The organism is Acaricomes phytoseiuli DSM 14247 (assembly GCF_000376245.1).
Classification (GTDB): Bacteria; Actinomycetota; Actinomycetes; order Actinomycetales; family Micrococcaceae; genus Renibacterium; species Renibacterium phytoseiuli.
The window spans coordinates 1-15,695 of sequence record NZ_AQXM01000048.1 but is presented as its reverse complement, the minus strand read 5'-3'; the positions used below and the strand labels follow the sequence as shown (position 1 = coordinate 15,695).

Annotated in this window: 18 protein-coding genes; 2 read left to right on the top strand and 16 right to left on the bottom strand. The window is 65.2% G+C overall.

All coding sequences use genetic code 11. The features are described 5' to 3' along the window. Nucleotides 1-71: 71 nt before the first annotated feature. From C501_RS0103670 to dacB, 15 genes are all read right to left on the bottom strand, one after another. Nucleotides 72-368 carry a WXG100 family type VII secretion target gene (locus C501_RS0103670; RefSeq protein WP_018134279.1) on the bottom strand — a complete coding sequence of 99 codons (297 nt, stop codon included), beginning with the start codon at nt 366-368 and terminating at the stop codon, nt 72-74. Nucleotides 369-525: 157 nt separating this feature from the next. After that, nucleotides 526-1,437, bottom strand: coding sequence for a pantoate--beta-alanine ligase (gene panC / locus C501_RS0103665; protein WP_018134278.1), 912 nt, complete (start codon nt 1,435-1,437; stop codon nt 526-528). 7 nt (nt 1,438-1,444) lie between these two features. After that, the gene (locus C501_RS12405; protein WP_018134277.1) at nt 1,445-2,476 is read right to left on the bottom strand and encodes a Rossmann-like and DUF2520 domain-containing protein; all 1,032 of its coding nucleotides are present in this window, start codon (nt 2,474-2,476) and stop codon (nt 1,445-1,447) included. Next, nucleotides 2,460-4,013, bottom strand: coding sequence for a PH domain-containing protein (locus tag C501_RS0103655; protein WP_018134276.1), 1,554 nt, complete (start codon nt 4,011-4,013; stop codon nt 2,460-2,462). The genes C501_RS12405 and C501_RS0103655 overlap by 17 nt, the downstream gene beginning before the upstream one ends. Then, a complete protein-coding gene (locus C501_RS0103650; RefSeq protein ID WP_018134275.1) occupies nt 4,010-4,519 on the bottom strand; it encodes a PH domain-containing protein in 510 nt (169 codons plus the stop codon). Before C501_RS0103650 ends, C501_RS0103655 begins: the two co-directional genes overlap by 4 nt. Nucleotides 4,520-4,643: 124 nt before the next feature. Continuing rightward, nucleotides 4,644-5,153 (bottom strand): DUF3180 domain-containing protein, encoded by a 510-nt coding sequence (locus tag C501_RS12400; protein ID WP_018134274.1) that lies wholly within the window; start codon nt 5,151-5,153, stop codon nt 4,644-4,646. 80 nt (nt 5,154-5,233) lie between these two features. Continuing rightward, entirely contained in the window at nt 5,234-5,746 is a 513-nt protein-coding gene (folK, locus tag C501_RS0103640) for a 2-amino-4-hydroxy-6-hydroxymethyldihydropteridine diphosphokinase (protein ID WP_018134273.1), read from the bottom strand. Next, on the bottom strand, nt 5,743-6,114 hold the full coding sequence (folB, locus tag C501_RS0103635; RefSeq protein ID WP_043568136.1) for a dihydroneopterin aldolase: 372 nt from the start codon (nt 6,112-6,114) through the stop codon (nt 5,743-5,745). Before folB ends, folK begins: the two co-directional genes overlap by 4 nt. Nucleotides 6,115-6,125: 11 nt before the next feature. Continuing rightward, nucleotides 6,126-7,058 carry a dihydropteroate synthase gene (gene folP, locus C501_RS0103630; RefSeq protein WP_018134271.1) on the bottom strand — a complete coding sequence of 311 codons (933 nt, stop codon included), beginning with the start codon at nt 7,056-7,058 and terminating at the stop codon, nt 6,126-6,128. Nucleotides 7,059-7,104: 46 nt separating this feature from the next. After that, nucleotides 7,105-7,659, bottom strand: a complete 555-nt coding sequence (folE, locus tag C501_RS0103625) for a GTP cyclohydrolase I FolE (RefSeq protein WP_211206340.1) — start codon at nt 7,657-7,659, stop codon at nt 7,105-7,107. A 69-nt stretch (nt 7,660-7,728) separates the two neighbouring features. Continuing rightward, complete coding sequence (gene ftsH / locus C501_RS0103620; RefSeq protein ID WP_018134269.1) at nt 7,729-9,843, bottom strand: ATP-dependent zinc metalloprotease FtsH; 2,115 nt, start codon at nt 9,841-9,843, stop codon at nt 7,729-7,731. 215 nt (nt 9,844-10,058) lie between these two features. After that, nucleotides 10,059-10,610: a hypoxanthine phosphoribosyltransferase gene (gene hpt, locus C501_RS0103615; protein WP_026174573.1), complete on the bottom strand. Its 552-nt coding sequence runs from the start codon at nt 10,608-10,610 to the stop codon at nt 10,059-10,061. 18 nt (nt 10,611-10,628) lie between these two features. Beyond that, on the bottom strand, nt 10,629-11,723 hold the full coding sequence (tilS, locus tag C501_RS0103610) for a tRNA lysidine(34) synthetase TilS (protein WP_018134267.1): 1,095 nt from the start codon (nt 11,721-11,723) through the stop codon (nt 10,629-10,631). Continuing rightward, nucleotides 11,720-12,886 (bottom strand): zinc-dependent metalloprotease, encoded by a 1,167-nt coding sequence (locus C501_RS0103605; RefSeq protein WP_156807608.1) that lies wholly within the window; start codon nt 12,884-12,886, stop codon nt 11,720-11,722. The genes tilS and C501_RS0103605 overlap by 4 nt, the downstream gene beginning before the upstream one ends. A gap of 90 nt (nt 12,887-12,976) precedes the next feature. Continuing rightward, the gene (gene dacB / locus C501_RS0103600) at nt 12,977-14,389 is read right to left on the bottom strand and encodes a D-alanyl-D-alanine carboxypeptidase/D-alanyl-D-alanine endopeptidase (RefSeq protein ID WP_018134265.1); all 1,413 of its coding nucleotides are present in this window, start codon (nt 14,387-14,389) and stop codon (nt 12,977-12,979) included. A gap of 222 nt (nt 14,390-14,611) precedes the next feature. On the opposite strand from dacB, the gene C501_RS0103595 reads away from it, so the two are divergent. After that, the gene (locus C501_RS0103595) at nt 14,612-15,097 is read left to right on the top strand and encodes an inorganic diphosphatase (protein ID WP_018134264.1); all 486 of its coding nucleotides are present in this window, start codon (nt 14,612-14,614) and stop codon (nt 15,095-15,097) included. 94 nt (nt 15,098-15,191) lie between these two features. Here the strand turns inward: C501_RS0103595 and C501_RS0103590 are convergent, their stop codons facing one another. Continuing rightward, on the bottom strand, nt 15,192-15,386 hold the full coding sequence (locus C501_RS0103590; RefSeq protein WP_018134263.1) for a hypothetical protein: 195 nt from the start codon (nt 15,384-15,386) through the stop codon (nt 15,192-15,194). A gap of 91 nt (nt 15,387-15,477) precedes the next feature. On the opposite strand from C501_RS0103590, the gene C501_RS14555 reads away from it, so the two are divergent. Next, the coding region (locus tag C501_RS14555; RefSeq protein ID WP_026174449.1) for a transposase at nt 15,478-15,695 on the top strand (218 nt) is incomplete at its 3' end.

Sequence of the window (15,695 nt, the reverse complement as noted above, 5' to 3'; positions counted from 1 at the left end):
GCTAAGAAATTCACTGCACAGGGGCGGGAGCGCTGATGCACGAACATCAGGGTTCCCACCCCTGGAGAGAATCAGCGACCTAGCTGACTGGCGAGCTGCTGGTCAGTCGATCGCAGCACATCAGCCGCCTGACGCAGGTAGGCCGCGAGGCCTTCCAGGCCGCTCACGGCCTGCTGGGCGCCCTGGGTGAACTGCTGGTACTCGGCTTCGAAAGCCTTGGATGAGCTATCCGTGACGTAGCCGCTGGATACGAGCGCCTGGATCTGGCGCTGGAGCTCATTCAGCTTGGCTTCCAGGTCAGCGCGGCCATTATTGAGCTGTGCGCCGGCTGCTTCTAGCTCGTCATAGGTGACATTCAGATTGGCCATGATGTTCTCCTCATCTTCTGTGACTTTTTAACCACTAGGTGGATTATTGTGATTCGAGGCTACACCGTCTACTTTTATAATTTCAAGCTTTCGATAGAATATTTCTGACAATCTTTTCAGGAACCAAGAAAGCGGCCCCGTACTCAAGGTCCGGAATCTACTCCAGGAACATATTGTCGATGAGCCGAACCCGCCCTACCTGAGCCGCGATGAGCGCCAGGCTGCCAGGACGAGCCCCCTGCCGAGCCTCCGGGACTAGCGGGACTAGCGTTCGAGGATCAACCACTTCCAGATAGTCCAGCGTCACGAGCGGTTCGCTGCGCACCAGGGCCGCCGCAGAATCCAGATCCAAGGCATCACCAGCACGGGAACGCTCGGCCAACAGTCCCAGAGCCCGTGGCAGCACCAGAGCGGCCCGCCGCTCCTCCTCGGAGAGGAACCTGTTCCGGCTGGACAATGCCAGACCATCCTGAGCCCTTACCGTGGGCACCCCGATGATCTGCACCGGAAAGTTCAAGTCCTGCACCATGCGCTGCACCAGCAGAAGCTGCTGGGCGTCTTTCTGCCCGAAGTATGCGCGGTACTCGACACCGCGCCCGTTGGCATAGCGCGCTGACGGCATGGCGTAATGCAGCAGTTTGGCGACCACGGTGAGCGCGCCGCTGAAATGCCCGGGCCGGGATGCGCCTTCGAGCACTCCCCCCAGCTCTCCGGCCTCGATCCGGATCAGCGGATCGCCGCCGGGGTACATCTCTGCCACCGCCGGCGCGAAGACGATATCCACCCCGGCCGCTTCCAGCAGCTCGGCGTCGGCATCCAGGGTGCGCGGGTAGCGGCCCAGGTCGGCAACATCGCCGAACTGCAACGGATTGACGAAAACCGAGGCGATGCTCACCGCGGACTCCGCCGCCGCGGCAGCCGCCAGGCTGGCGTGGCCCTCATGCAAAGCCCCCATCGTCGGCACCAGCCCCAGACTCAAAGGATCTGGGGAGCGCTCCGCCGCTCGGTGCAGCAGCCCCGCCGAGAGCTCGCGCAGCTCAGCGACGGTCCGCACGATCTCGATAGTCACCGCGCAGTCACTGTTCCTCTGATTTTTCAGTATCGTGTGGTTCTTCAGTATCGTGTGGTTCTTCAGTATCGTGTGGTTCTTCAGTATCGTGCTCGGCATTGGCCGGATACACCGAAGCACCCCGGCCAACGCCGAGCGCCTCTTGCACTGCATCGTGCTGCTGGGCGCTCAGCCGGCCGCGTGTTGCCGCACGCGCAGCAGTCGCCTCCGCCATGGCCTGATAGGCCGCGGCCGCCTCCGGAACCTCCGTTACGGCTTCTGCCAGCGCCTCGATATGCGATCGCAGTGTCCCGGTATCAGCGCGGGCGACGGGTCCGGTCAGCGCGTGCTCGCCAGAAGCCAGCGCGTTCTCCAGGGAAGCCCGTAATAACGGGCTCAGCAAGCGCTCCGGGGCTTCAACGCCGATGCTGCTGAGCAGCTGCGCCGACTGCGCGGTCAGCGTCACCAGATGATTCGCCCCGTGGGCCAAGGCGACGTGGTACAGCGGGCGATCAGCCTCTGCGATCACCACTGGCTCGGCCCCCATCTCCACCACCAGGGCCTGCGCGATGGGCAGCATGGCGGGATCCGCGGTCACCCCGAAGCTGCAGTCCACGAGTCGGGACAGATCCAAACTCAGCCCGGTGAAGGTCATCGCCGGATGCATCGCCAGGGGCACCGCGCCGGCTGCGCGCACGGGTGCCAGCACGCCGACGCCGTACCGGCCCGAAGTGTGCGCCACCAGTTGACCGGGCTGCCAGGCACCCAGTTCCGCCAAGCCCTGCACCAATTCCGGCAGGGCGTCGTCCGGAACCGCGAGCAGCACCAGCTCAGCGCGTTCGACGATCTCCGGTATCCCCAGCACGGGGACCCCCGGCAGTAGCGCCTCGGCGCGCTCCCGGGAATCTTCAGACACCGCGGAGGCCCCGATCACCGCGTGCCCCGTGGCCCGCAGCGCAGCCCCGAGGACCGCGCCGACCTTGCCTGCCCCGATCACTCCGATGCCCAGGCGCCCGGGCTTAGCCGGCGTAGCTCCTAGAGTTTCACCGGCCGGGTTCATGCGCGCTCCTGTCAGGATCTAGCTGCTCTGCCGACTGGCGCCCCGGCGCGGACAGCCGCCGCGCTTTCGCCGCCCGCTCCGCCTGCTCGGCGAAGAGCTGCCGGCCGGCCTGCACCGCGAGGTGCTTGACCCGGGGCCGCACCGGCCCCGGCGTGGAATGCAGAACAATGCTGACCAAGCCCAGCAGGCGCTGCAATGGACCCTGATTGAGCTGCAGGGACTGAGTGCGAGCATGCGGCACAACCTGCAACTGACGGAACAGCACACCGTGCCGGCACAGCAGCGCGGTCTCCGTAGCCCGGTAGGCGTTCCTGCGCCAGCTCAGCGGGTCGATCCACCGCGCAGCGGCGGGCGAATGCCGGAAGCCCTCGGCGGATCCGCTGCCGTCGAGGCCCGCGGTGAAGACTCGTTCGGGATTCTCGGTGCCCGGATCCGGGAAAACCAAGGAGAGCACCGCGAAAACCTCCTGGCGCGTCCCCACGGGCAGCACGGTGCTGCGCTCCTCGGTCTGCTCTGCTCCGTAACCGGCCACATTCACCCGGACCCGGTACCAGCCGAAGAGCCGCCACAACGGATCCTGATCAATGCCCACTGCCTGCACGCGCCCCGGCGGAATGGTCTGGGAACGGGTTTCCACTAAACCGTAATGCAACCGCACACCGGCTGCGGAAACGGCGATCCGGAAATTGAACTCTTTCGCGAACCGTTGCCAGAAGGACCCCACCAGACCGAAAGCTAGGGGAATGAGACCGATCAGGGCGCCCCAGAGCTGGAGCGAAGCCAACCAGATCAGCACCCCGGCAAGCACCAAGAAGACCAATGTGACCCAGGAGACCACGACCGAGGCGATGATCCGGCCCGGGGACAGGCGAAGGACCTCGCGTTCCGGTGCTTCCGGGACCTGCGAGGCAGCACCTGGTGTGTAGGAAGATCCCTCCGGCATCTGTAAACCGGCTGCCCTGGCCAGAATCGAGGCCCTGAGCTGCTGAGCTTCATCATGCTTCAGGAAAGCCAGGCGCATCGTCGACTTGCCCGCGTCCGCGACATCGAACTTAAGCTCGGCCAGGCCGAGGATGCGGGCGAGCAGAGGCTGGATGATATCGATGGCCTGCACCCGATCGATCCGGGCCTGCCGCTGCTGACGGAAGATCACTCCAGTATTGACCCGGACATGATCCCGGGTCACCTGGAAGCGCGTGAAGTACCAGGAAAGCATGAACCCGATGCCGATCGCGGCGATGAGCACCAGGATCAGCACGACGGCGAGCCAGGTCGGCCACCCGCCAGAGCCCCTGGACCCCCCTGAACCGACAGCACCATCGGAGAAGAAGCGCTCGATAAAATTACGGCTGAAGATCACCACGATCGCGACCAGTGCCAGCCAGCCCCGGATCGCCGGAGACGCGGGGTGCACCCGATGCCATTGCTCTACCGGATCTGCGGGAAGGACCGGAACTGTGGGAACCTCGCCGCCAGGAACTCCTGGGGCACGGTTCAGCTCAGCACCGGCCGGCTGATTCGATGGCGGCAGGCTCACAGTCCCGCCAGCTGAGATTCGCCCAGCGCGGAGAGCTGTTCGCGCAGCCGCGCAGCTTCCGCCGCGGGCAAGCCCGGGATGAGCGCGTTCGTGCCGGGGGCGGCGGTGTGCAGTTTGAGCGTCGCCAGGCCCAGCCACCGCTCCAGCGGACCGGCGGCGACATCCACGTACTGCATCCGGCCATAGGGCACCACGAGCAGGCGTCGGAAGAAGATGCCTTTGCGGATCAGCAGATCCTCGGCGCGCTCCGCGAAGCCGATAGCCCGCACCTGCCGGGGAATCAAGAGCAGCCGCCACACCACAGCCAGCAAGACGATCCCGAAAGCCGACCAGGCCAGCCACGCGGGGAGAGCCGAAAACGCCCCGTTGGCCATGAGCACTAACGGGAGCGCGAAGATCGCCAGCACCATCAGGGCGCTCAGCGCCGAATGCAAGAGGGTGAGTGTTATCAGCTTGTCCGATACCCGGATCCACTGGATCCCGTCCGGATCAATCGGCTCGGCCATCGCGCTTCCTCGGTGTTCTCGTGTATTCCCGCTCGGTTTCCCTGAGCAGTTCGGCTAGCAGCAGCTTCGTTCACGCCAGTCTATGGCACCTCTATGACACTGGCAGAGCCGGGCCCGGCACGGCTCAAGCCAAACCTTCGCCACCGCCAGCACCCGGGGTTCCGCTTACCGCATCCGGGTCTTCCGGTGGGATCCGGCAGAACCGCTCCACCACCAGACCGGCCGCGATCATCAGCGCCGCACCGCCCATCAGCACCAGCGGCCGGACCACCACGGCGGCGGGAGCGCCGAAGCCTAGCGCGTTCAGAGCGTCCACGAGCACCCCGGTGTGCCAGCCGAAGAGCACGGCACCGGCGTAACTGCTGGACTGCGCCAGGAGCAGGATCCGCGTGGCGAACAGGGGGTTCAACGGCCGTTTCCGCTGGCCGTCGCGCCAGGCCCGGACCCTTAAGCCGAGCACGACGAGCAGAGCCGCCACTACCGCCAAGGTCACCACCGTGGTGTACGGCAGGCTCGGCGTCGGCCAGCTCAGCCGGGCCGCGAAAAGCGTGCCGAGCCAGCCCAGGGCAGCGAAAACGCAGACAACCACTACCAGGCCGCCGGGGCGTACCGTGTGCAGTCTCCGGGCCATCATGTCCTTCAGTGCGAGCGGTCGGCTGTCTCTTCCAGAATACCCATCGGAGCGGAGAAAGCTGACTGGTTGTGCCGAGATCCTCAGCCGGTGAAGCTCTCCACGCCGGCGGCATCGGAGGCTTCCGCTGCGAGCTCGCGCACCAGCCGCTCGCCCAGCCGGGCATCGGGGTCCATCTGCGCCCAGGGGGCCAGCACGAAAGCCCGCTGCGCCGCTCGCGGGTGCGGCAGGGTCAGCTCCGGGTCATCCCAGACTTCGGCACCGTAGATGATGATGTCCACGTCCAGGGTGCGCGGCCCCCAGCGCACGGCGCGTTCCCGATGGTGGCGGTTCTCCACCGCCTGGGTGTGCCGCAGCAGCTCCAGCGGCGGCAGATCCGTCTCCACCTCGATGACCATATTGAGATACGGGGGCTGACCCGCCGGTCCACCGACCGCTTCGGTCTGCACCACCGGGGAGGCATCGCATAACCGCACCCGCGGATGCGCTGCCAGATCCGCCACTGCCTGGGCCAGGGTGTCGGCCCGCTCGCCCAGGTTCGCACCAAGGGCCAGGATGGCGCGCACCGGGGCGGCCGCTGCGCCGAACCCGCTCATGCCCGCTCCCGGTACACAGTGATCGCCACATCATCGAACGGCACCTGGAGAGGGGCTTCCGGCTTGTGCACGGTCACTTCCACCGCGGATACCGGGAAGCCCTCGAGGATGGCTGCGGCGATGCGCTCGGTCAGGGTTTCGATCAGATCGTAGGCCTCGCCCGTGATCATCGCGGCGATCAGCTCAGCGACAGCACCGTAATCGACGGTTGAACTCAGATCATCGGCGGCCGCAGCAGCGCGGATATCGGTGAAGAGCGTGGCATCGACGATGAAAGGCTGGCCATCACGGCGCTCCTGCTCGAACACCCCGTGCCTGCCGATAGCTCTTATACCGGTCAGGGCGATCTGGTCCGGACGAGACCTCAAGGGGTCAACACTCAATCTGCCGGCGCATCCGCATGAGCCGCAGCTGCGAGCCGGGCTGCGACCTTGGCGGCATCGAGGTTGCCCGTCACGTCATGCACCCGGACGCCCCAGGCGCCTTGAGCCGCCGCGAGCGCGGTCGTCGCCACGGTCGCGTGGTCGCGCTCCTGAGGAGAAGCAGCCTTGCCCGCGGTGGCGAGCAGTGTGCCCAGGAACCGTTTGCGGGACGTGCCCACGAGCACCCGGTTGCCCAGGACGGAAAAGCTACTGAGTGCGGCCAGCAGCTGCCAGTTTTGCTCGGTGGTCTTGGAGAAGCCGAGGCCCGGGTCCACGATGATCTGCTCGGGGCTCACCCCGGCGTCGTAGAAGGCTTGCCGGGCTGTGCTGAGCTCGGCGATGACTTCCTGAACCACATCGTCGTACTGCGTCAGCGAGTCCATGGTCTTCGCATCTCCGCGGCGGTGCATCAGCACATACGGCACCTTCCGCTCGGCGATCAGCGCGATCATCTCCGGGCTGGCGCTGGTGCCGGAGATATCGTTGATGATTCCCGCCCCGGCGTCCAGAGCCGCCGCCGCGGTGCTCGCGTGCCGGGTATCCACGCTGACCAGCGCACCGGCTTTGACCATGGCCTCGACAACCGGCATGATGCGCTGCTGTTCGGTCTCCGGGTCGACTTCCTCGGCACCCGGGCGAGTGGATTCGCCACCGATGTCGATGACGTCCGCCCCGGCGTAGAACATCCGCAGGCCGTGGGCGATGGCGCTGTCCAGGGAATCGTAGGCCCCCCCGTCGCTGAAAGAGTCCGGGGTGACGTTGAGGACGCCGAAGATCACTGCCCGGTCGGTGGGCAGCTTGTCATAGCTGGCTTTCGCCCGGACCGGCCGGATCGTCGGCAGGGGGGAGGTCGCGGGCCCGGTTCCCGGGGCTGCGGCTAGTGAGTCCATGGGGCTTCCTTAAGCGATCTGGGAGAGTCTTGGGGCGGATGGGCGATTATCGATCAAGGATGAGGCTCATCGCCTCGGCACGCGTAGCTGGTTCGTGCAGGATACCCCGGACGGCTGAGGTCACCGTCTTCGCACCGGGCTTGCGCACCCCGCGCATCGACATGCACAGGTGCTCGCATTCCACTACCACGATGGCTCCGCGCGGGGCCAGGTGTTTCACGAGCGCGTCCACGATCTGCGTGGTGAGCCGTTCCTGCACCTGGGGCCTGCGGGCGAAGACATCCACCAGCCGGGCCAGCTTGCTCAACCCGGTCACTTTACCATCCGCGGAGGGGATGTAGCCGATGTGGGCTACTCCGTGGAAGGGCACCAGATGATGCTCGCAGGTGGAGTAGAACGGGATGTCCTTGACCAGCACCAGCTCCTGATGCGAAAGATCGAAGGTGCGCGCCAGGACATCTGCGGGATCCTGCCCCAGGCCGACGAAGACTTCGGCGTAGGCGCGCGCTACCCGCTGCGGAGTCTCCGCGAGGCCACTGCGATCCGGATCCTCGCCGATGGCAAGGAGGATCTCCCGGACCGCGGCCTCGATCCGGGGCATATCCACTGCGCTTGCTTCGACGGCGTCCGCCGGCGTGCTGAGCTGATCATCCTCCGGCTCGCACACGGTTTACTCCTCGTCGCCTTTCTGAGCGGCCTCAGATTGGCTAGCCCCAGATGCGCCGCCGGCTCCTCCACTAGAAGGCGGTACTTCCCCGCCCTCCGATGAGCCGCTGCCTGGAACGTCCGCGGGCCCGGAGATATTCGCCGCGGCGATCTGCTCCTGCGGGCTGAGCGTCTGCGGGTCCGGGTCCCCGGCCTCCGCCGCATCCCGGCGCTCCCGCTCGGTGATCACCGGCGGGATATCGGAAACCGGCCGGGCCTCGGAAGAGAGCCAGACATCCCGCAGCTCGCGCTTGCGCAGATCGCGGAAGATCTCCTCGACCTCGGCCTGATTGAGCGTCTCGCGTTCCAGCAGCTCGAGCGCGAGGCGGTCGAGCACGTCCCGGTTCTCGGTCAGCGCGGCATAGGCTTCATCATGGGCCTGCTCGATGAGCCGGCGCACTTCCTCGTCGATCAGAGCCGCGACGTCCTCGGAGTAATCACGGTCCCGCCCGGCGTCCCGGCCCAGGAAAGGCTCTCCGCTGCCGCTGCCGAGCTTGACCGCACCGACTTTCTCGCTCATCCCGTACTCCATGACCATCTTCCGGGCCGTACCGGTGGCTTTTTCGATGTCATTGGAAGCTCCGGTGGAGGGGTCGTGGAACACGATCTCCTCGGCGACCCGACCGCCCATGGCATACGCCATCTGATCCAGCAGTTCGTTCCGGGTCACCGAGTACTTGTCATCGTCCGGAACCACCATGGTGTACCCCAGGGCGCGGCCGCGGGGCAGGATGGTGATCTTGGTGACCGGAGCCGAGTAGCGCAGGGCGGCGGCGACCAGCGCGTGACCGCCTTCGTGATAAGCGGTGATCTTCCGTTCCCGCTCCTTCATCATCCTGGTCCGCTTCTGCGGGCCGGCCATCACCCGGTCGATGGCCTCATCCAGGGCGCGGTCATCGATGAGCTGCGCGTTCGAGCGCGCCGTGAGCAGCGCCGCTTCGTTGAGCACATTGGCCAGATCCGCACCGGTGTATCCGGGGGTCTTCTTGGCGACCGCGTTGAGGTCCACGCCCTGAGCGATGGGCTTGCCCTTGGCGTGCACTTCGAGGATGTGCTCGCGGCCGGCGCGGTCCGGTGGCTCCACCGGGATCTGCCGGTCGAAGCGGCCGGGACGCAAAAGCGCAGGGTCCAACACATCCGGTCGGTTGGTGGCCGCGATCAGGATGACATTCGTCGTGGCGTCGAAGCCGTCCATCTCCACCAGGAGCTGGTTGAGCGTCTGCTCCCGTTCATCGTTGCCTCCGCCGATGCCGGCGCCGCGATGCCGACCCACGGCGTCGATCTCATCGACGAAGATGATCGCCGGGGAATTGGTCTTGGCCTGCTCGAAGAGATCCCGCACCCGGCTGGCACCCACGCCGACGAACATCTCCACGAAGTCAGAACCGGAGATCGAGTAGAAAGGCACCCCGGCCTCACCGGCTACGGCTTTCGCCAGCAGCGTCTTACCGGTACCGGGAGGGCCGTAGAGCAGAACGCCCTTGGGGATCTTCGCCCCCACGGCCTGGAATTTCGAGGGGTCTTCCAGGAACTCCTTGATCTCGTGCAGTTCTTCGACAGCCTCATCGGCTCCCGCAACATCTGCGAAGGTCACCTGGGGCATGTCCTTGGTGATCAGCTTCGCCCGGGACTTGCCGAACTGCATGACCTTCGAACCGCCGCCCTGCATCCTGGACATCAGGAACCAGAAGATGGCGATGAGGATGATCAGCGGGATCAGCAGCTGCAGGAAGCCTGCCCAGAAGTTGTTCTGCAGGGGCTGATCGTCGACCGTTGCGACATTGGCCGCCTCAAGCTCCTTGATCACCTCGGCAATACGGTCCTGCACCGCCGTGAACTGGATGTTCTTGCCGAGATTCTGGTTGTCCTCGGTGAGATCGCTCTTCAAGACGAGCTCTATCCGGCCTTCGTTGTAAACCTTGGCGGACTCCACCCGATCGCCGGCTATCAGCGACATTCCCTCAGAGGTATCGACACGAGCCGCCCCGCCCATCGGGAAAAGCGAAACCCCGAGCAGGATCAGGACCACGACTAACCCGATCCAGACCACAGGGCCTCGGAAGATCTTCTTGATGTCCATGTGCTTCGGGGCTCAGGCCCCGTCCTTCCTGCTGAGGTTTTCTGCCGACGCTGGGGCAGCGAACTATCCAGGCGAGTGCTCCGCGCGGAACGCACGGCGCTCCCCTGGTGTCAGGTCTAGCTTTACACTGCCCTCAGGCAATCACGCATAATCAGGCCCAGAAGTTCCCCCAGGGCGGAATCTCTTCGAAAAATCCCAGGCTCGCACCGCCGGTATTATTCGTAAACGTGCGGGGCCAGCGTGCCGACGAAATCCAGATTGCGATACTTCTCCGCGAAATCCAGGCCATAGCCAACCACGAATTCATTCGGGATGTCGAAGCCGACGTATTTGACGTCGATCTCCACTTTCGCGGCCTCCGGCTTGCGCAGCAGAGTACAGATCTCTACCGAGGCGGGGCCCCGGGAGATCAGGTTGGTGCGCAGCCAGGAAAGCGTCAGCCCGGAGTCGATAATGTCCTCGACGATGAGCACGTGCTTGCCCATCAGATCGGTCTCCAGATCCTTGAGAATGCGTACCACACCGGAGGACTGGGTTCCCGAACCGTAGGAAGAAACCGCCATCCAGTCCATCGTGACGTGACTGTGCAGAGCCCGCGCAAGATCAGCCATCACCATGACTGCGCCTTTGAGCACTCCCACGAGCAGCACATCCCTGCCCTGGAAGTCCGCATCGATGCGTTCGGCGAGCTGCGCCACACGCTCCTGAATCTGCTCTTTGCTGTAGAGAACGTGCTTGAGGTCTGCTTCCACGTCATGTGAATCCACCGATGCTCCTGATGAGTGCTACTGCTGTTGCAGCACTAGTCTCGCATAGCCGCCGGCCCTCCGGCGGCACCCGGTTACTTTGCCGGCCAGCTGCACCGGACCGGCGGAGCCTCTGCCCTCCAGAAGCGATTCGACCGCGAGCAGACGCTCGAAGCTCGGCTGCTCTCCGCCGAGGGAGGTCGTGGCGAGGGCTAGCACCCGCCGGCGCAGAGCAGTCGGCAGAGCCCTGAGCTCCAATAGGTCGAAAGCGATTCGAGCGGGCTCCTCGCGCACGGCGAGCCGGCTGAATTCAGCCGCTGCAAGGGTGTCCAGCAGGTCCGCATCATCGCTCAGAATGCTCGCAGAACGGGCTAACGCCGCAGCGATGCCGGGGCCCAGCTCGAGCTCCAGCTCGGGAAGCACCCGGTGCCGGACCCTGGAGCGGGCGAAAGCCGGATCAGCATTGCTGGGGTCTTGCCACGGGTTCAAGCCCTCCAGTTCGCACAGCTGCTCGATCTCGGCCCTGCTCAGGCTGAGAAAAGGCCGGAGGAAGACTTCGCCGTGGAACTCTCGGCGAGCCGGCATCCCGGCTAGAGAACGTGTGCCGGAACCCCGTGCCAGGCCTAGGAGCACTTGTTCGGCTTGATCGTCCCGGGTGTGGCCCAGAAGCACCGCTGCGGCACCCCATTCCCGCGATGCTTCGGCGAGCGCGGTGTACCTGGCTTCACGTGCTGCAGCCTCCAAACCACCAGCGTAACTGGGCTGCTCCCCCGGCGCTTTCGTTCCCTGGGCTACGTGCACTGATCGGACCAGCACGGCGGACAGGCCCAGAGCCTCGAGGTTCTGCCTGGTTCGCTCGGCGACCGCGGAACTCTCCGCTTGCAGACCGTGGTCGATGATCACCGCACCGACGGGCCTGCGCTTACTCCTGCTGCGGGTGAAGAACGCGGCAGCTGCTGCGAGCGCCATTGAATCCGGGCCGCCACTGCAGGCGATGAGTACCGGTGCGTTATCCGAAAGACCCTCTGCTGAGAATGTGGCCGCCAGAAGTTTCCGAGCTTTGGCGACAAGCGGTGGCAGGCTGGGTCTGATCCGCCGGGACTCGCCCGGTTGAGGCGTCCCGGGAGCGGTCACCAGCCCATCCGGTCCAGCCAGAGCTGCGGGTCGTGGATCTCCGCTTCAGTCGGCAGCCGCTCCGGGCCCGCCCAGATCTCATTGAAGCCGGCCATCCCGGCTTTGTCGACCACGGCCCGGACAAAGCGGGCGCCATCGGAGTACTGCCGCATCTTGGCGTCCAAGCCCATGAGGTTGCGCAGCAGCCGTTCTATCACGCCGCGATCTTTGCCGCGAGTGGCGAAGCGCTGCCGGATGATCCTGACCGTCGGCACGATCGACTCATCCACAGCATCCATCACCACATTGGCATGGCCTTCCAGCAGGCTCATGAGTGCGGTGAGCCGGGAGAGCGCGGCTTTCTCCTCGGGCGACTGCACGAGTTCCAGCACGCCGTCCTGGTTTCCCTCTTTCTCCCCGTCCTTGCTCCCGCTGCTCCCGTTGCGTCCGGAAACCGAGCGAATCGCCGCAGCGACCCGCTCACCCAGATTGTCCATATTGCCCAGCAGCAGCCCGGAGAGCTGATCCACTTCGGAGAGCATATGGTCCCGCAGCCAGGGTGCCGCCGCGAATTGCACGCGGTGGGTCTGCTCGTGCAAGCAGACCCAGAGCCGGAAGTCCGCCGGGTCGACGCCCAGCTCGCGCTCCACGGAGATGATGTTGGGCGCGACCAGGAGCAGCCGGCCTGCCGGGGGGATCTGGGATCCCGGCAGCATCGCGGCGAAAGGATCGTACTGGCCGAGGACCTTCGAGGAGAGGAAGGCCAGCACCGCACCGAGCTCCGCGCCGGTGACCGTGCCGCTGATCCGGCGCCCTGCCGGGGAGATGCTGCTGCGCCCGCTCTCCGTGCGGTGCGCCCGCACTTCCAGACGAGCCAGAGTGGATGCGAGCATGACCGCAAAGCTCTGCGTGTTCGCCTTGGCCCAGGAAGAGCGATCCACGATCAGCACCTGAGAATCCCGTAAGTCCTCGGCGGCTGCGAGTCCGGTGATCTCATGGACATGGGGCACGGCACGGTCTGCCAGTCGACGCAGGTCAGCGACCACCGCACTGATCTCCTCACCGGTGATCTTGGGGCCGGCCGGCGCGAGCTTCGCCGCGGTCGATGCCGCTAGGTCCCAGTTGACCAAACGGCCGTCGCCGGGGTCGCCGTCCTGATGACTCAATTCCTCTGCGCTACTCACCTGACCATCACATCACAGTCGGCGGCTCCGCGGGCATAAATCAGCGAGAACAGCTCAGGCAGAACAGCCGATTGAGCCGATCAAGCCGGTTCAGCCGGCTAAGCGCGCGGCAGCCCGGTCCAGCGCCGGGGGTGCGCTGCCGGCCCCGCCCGGGAGGTCATTGGCCATAAAGGAGAAAAGCAACAGGCGGCCTTCTGAGTTCACCACCGTACCGGAGAGCGTCATCACGGTGTTCAGGGTGCCGGTCTTCGCCCGGATCAGCCCGGCACCGGATGCAGTCGCCGCGGTCGCATAACGATTCTCCAAAGTTCCGGTGAGCCCGGCGACCGGCAGGCCTTCCAGCGCGCGCCGCAGAACTGGATCCGGGCCTTGGGCGATGAGCTGCACCGCAGCGGTCATCTGGGCGGCGCTGAGCCGATCCCGGGATGACAGGCCCGCGTTATCGGCCAGGACGACGCCGGTCATATCCAGCCCGAGACCGCTCAGGGTCTGTCGGGTCACCGCGATGGCATCATCCGAGCTGCCTGCCCGGCCGGCGGTGACCGCGCTCATCCTGGCCAGCACTTCACTGAGGTAGTTATCCGAATTGCGGAGCATGTAGGAGACCTGCTCGCCGACGCTGGCGGACTGCACCGAGGCCAGTCCGCGGCCCTGTTCCGGAGCTCCGGCGTCGCCGCTGAGCCGCGCCGGCTGACCCTGCACGGACACCCCGTACTGCGCCAAGGACGCCGCGAAACTCTGCGCTGCATTCATCGCTGCGTCTTCCGGCCGCGGCAGCCCACTGCCGGGCACCGGGAAAGCGGAGTTGATGGCTATCGGGTAAATCGGGGCGATCTCACCGGCTTGGACGTCCCCTGACTCCCAGGCCGGGTTGAGTGCCGGGCCGGTAAATAGACGATCATCCACGAGCAGCTGGTACCCAGCAGCGGCCTCTGCACCGAGCGCCTGAGCGGTCTGCTGGGCGAGGGTATTCAGCCCGGCCCGGCCAGCCACTGCCTGGGGGTCCGAGGCTCCCCCGCCCAGGAGTGCATCGCCGCCAGCCTGGAGCACGAGCGCTGCCGGCTCACCCGTTGTTGCGGGCCGGAGCCGGGCCGTAGTGGCGAAAGTGGATTCCGGGCCTATCACCTCGAGCGCCGTGATCGCGGTGAGGAGTTTCAGATTGGACGCCGGAATCATGGCGGCCTGCGGGTCGCGTCCGTAGATCTGGGCCCCGGTCTCGGCATCCAGAACCTGCCCAGTGAAGGTTCCGGGCACTGAGCTCAGTGCGGCATCGAGGTCCTGGCTGAGCTGGCCCTGGTCAGGTGCCGAACCGCTATCCTGCAGAAGTGAGGCGATATCGATCTGATTCAGTGCGGTCGGCGGGGACTGCTCGGCAGAGCGTCCCTCCGCAGCCTGCGACGGCAGGAACACCGCGGGGGCGGCGTTGATCGCGAAGGGAATGGCCAGCAGGGCTAGGACCAGGACGAGTGACGCGATCTGAACGGCGCGGGTGACTCTGCGCATGCTTGTTGCTTTCCCCTGCCGGTTCTGCGGACTACTAGGAAACTACTAGCCCGGTGAATCTTCACCAGCGGCGGCCGCTGGTGGCGCAGCCGGTCCGCCCGGATTCTCCGGTGCGCCGCTGACGCCTATATTCTTCATAGTAAAGGGAGCCCCGGAACCGGGGAGAATCAACGCGCGCATGTCGCGATTCGGAAGTTGCTAAGAAGCTGCTAAGGAGTACAGATGAAGCACGATGTGACCATCGAGATCCCGCGTGGTTCGCGGGTCAAGTACGAGGTAGACCACGAAACGGGCCGGGTGCGGCTGGATCGGATCCTGTTCACCTCCATGGAGTACCCGACGCACTACGGCTTCTTCGATGACACTCTCGGCGAAGACGGGGATCCGCTGGACGCACTGGTGATCCTGCCCGAATACGATCTGCACCCCGGCGTGGTCCTGGAAGCGCGGCCGATCGCGGTCTTCAATATGACCGACGATGGCGGCGGGGACGCCAAGGTGCTCTGCGTGCTGGATGACCCGCGCTACGCCCATATCCAGGAGCTCTCCGATGTGGATGATTTTCTGGTCAAGGAGATCGAACACTTCTTCACGCACTACAAGGACCTCGAGCCGGGCAAATGGGTCAAGGCCGATGGCTGGGCCGACCGCGCTGCGGCAGAGACCGAGCTCCAGGCTTCGATCGAGCGATTCAAGCAAGGGCACTAGCCCTCGTTCCCAATGCGCTGAGTGGTCGGTTGGGGTGACTTAGATTCGATCTAAGTCACCCCAACCGACCACTCAGCGCATCGAGCCCTCTATTTCAGAACCAGAGCCATAAGACGAACTTGAACCGGTCGCCCAGCAGTGCATCGAGCTCGTCCCGGAGCCGGACACCTTCTAAATCGAAGTGCTTCCGCAGCTCCTCGGAGCCGAAGAGCCCGGTTTCATGATCCGCGTGCTCATTGAAGAACCTCGCCCACGCCTTGAGGTCTTTATAGAGTTTCCCCGGAAGCATCCTTTTCCAGTCCGGAACGTCTTTGGGTCTGCCCCGGGTTTGGTTGACATCTGATCTGTGAGGATTCGTCCTCGCTGGAAGGATGTATCTCTTGCCCAAGCCCTATCCGAAAGAGTTCCGTGACGATGTCGTGGCTGTGGCCCGTAAAGCCCGGGCCCCGTTATCGCAGATTGCGAGAGACTTCGGGATTTCCGAAGCCTCGTTGTTCAACTGGCTGAAAAAAGCAAACATCGAAGACGGGCGCGTGCCGGGCCTGACCGAGGACGAGCGTAAGCAGCTCCGCGAGGCGAACAAGCGGATCCGACTCCT